2 protein-coding genes are annotated in these 1585 nt (G+C 64.7%); both read left to right on the forward strand.

Translation table 11 applies throughout. The features are described 5' to 3' along the window. Positions 1-823: MFS transporter (locus HX786_RS31280; protein WP_256735354.1), on the forward strand; the 823-nt coding region annotated here is incomplete at its 5' end. Between the two features lie 12 nt (positions 824-835). Continuing rightward, the coding region (locus tag HX786_RS31285) for an SDR family NAD(P)-dependent oxidoreductase (protein WP_178913068.1) at positions 836-1585 on the forward strand (750 nt) is incomplete at its 3' end.

Here is a 1585-nt window from a genome sequence, read left to right on the forward strand (position 1 = left end):
GGGTTTGACCGCGCTGTTGCTGCCGGTGATTGGCTGGCAGGGGTGCTTCGTGTTTGCGGCGATCCCGGCGATTGTCATCGCGGTCATGGCGCGCAAGCTCAAGGAAAGCCCGCAGTTCCAGATTCACCAGCGCATCAGCGAGCTGCGTAAAAGCGGCGCGGTGAAAGAGGCGCAAAACGTCGCCGTGACCTACGGCGTGGACTATGACGAACACAGCAAGGCCGGCCTCAAGGCCGCATTCCGTGGCCCGGCCCGCCGTGCAACCCTGGTGATCGGTGCGGCGCTGCTGCTCAACTGGGCGGCGATCCAGGTGTTCAGCGTGCTGGGTACGTCGGTGATCGTCAGCGTGCACCACATCTCGTTCGAGAACTCGCTGATCATCCTCGTGCTGTCGAACCTGGTGGGCTACTGCGGCTACCTCAGCCACGGCTGGATGGGCGACAAGATCGGCCGGCGCAATGTCATCGGCCTGGGCTGGATGCTCGGCGGGCTGTCGTTTGCCGGGATGCTGTTTGGCCCGAGCAACATGGCGATGGTGGTGGGGCTGTACAGCCTGGGCCTGTTCTTCCTGATCGGGCCGTACTCGGCGGCGCTGTTTTTCATCAGTGAAAGTTTTCCCACCAGCATCCGGGCTACCGGTGGCGCGATTATCCATGCCATGGGGCCGATTGGTGCGGTGGTTGCCGGGTTCGGCGCGACCCAGGTGTTGTCGGCCGGGAGTGACTGGCAGACCGCTGCGCTGTGGTTTGGCGCAGTGCCGTGCTTCCTCTCCGGTGCGTTGATGTTTGCCGCGCGCCATGTGCGTCCGGAAACCGTCCAGTAAGGAGTTGATTCGATGAGTCGTAAAGTTGCATTGATTACCGGTGCCGCCAGCGGCATCGGCCAGGCCCTCGCGGTGGCGTATGCCCGCAGCGGCGTGGCGGTGGTGGGTGGGTATTACCCGGCCGATCCCCATGACCCGCATCACACGGTTGCGCTGGTGGAAGAGGCGGGCGGTGAATGCCTGATGTTGCCGCTGGACGTGGGCGATACAACCTCGGTGGATAACCTGGCGGCGCAGGCGGTCCAGCACTTCGGTCGCCTCGATTACGCGGTGGCCAACGCCGGTTTGTTACGCCGTGCGCCACTGCTGGAAATGACCGACGAGCTGTGGAACGAGATGCTCAACGTCGACCTGACCGGGGTGATGCGCACCTTCCGGGCGGCAACCCGGCACATGCATGAAGGCGGTGCGCTGGTGGCGATTTCGTCGATTGCCGGTGGCGTGTATGGCTGGCAGGAGCACGCGCACTATGCGGCGGCCAAGGCCGGCGTGCCGGGGTTGTGTCGGTCGCTGGCGGTGGAATTGGCGCCGTTGGGGATTCGTTGCAACGCGGTGATTCCGGGGTTGATCGAGACGCCCCAGTCGCTGGACGCGAAGAACTCCCTCGGGCCGGAAGGGCTGGCGAAAGCCGCGCGGGCGATTCCGCTGGGCCGGGTCGGGCGGGCGGATGAGGTGGCGTCCCTGGTGCGGTTTTTGACCAGTGAGGAGTCGAGCTACCTGACCGGGCAGAGCATTGTGATTGATGGTGGCTTGACCGTGCGC

The organism is Pseudomonas sp. 21615526, from assembly GCF_013386245.1.
Lineage (GTDB): Bacteria > Pseudomonadota > Gammaproteobacteria > Pseudomonadales > Pseudomonadaceae > Aquipseudomonas.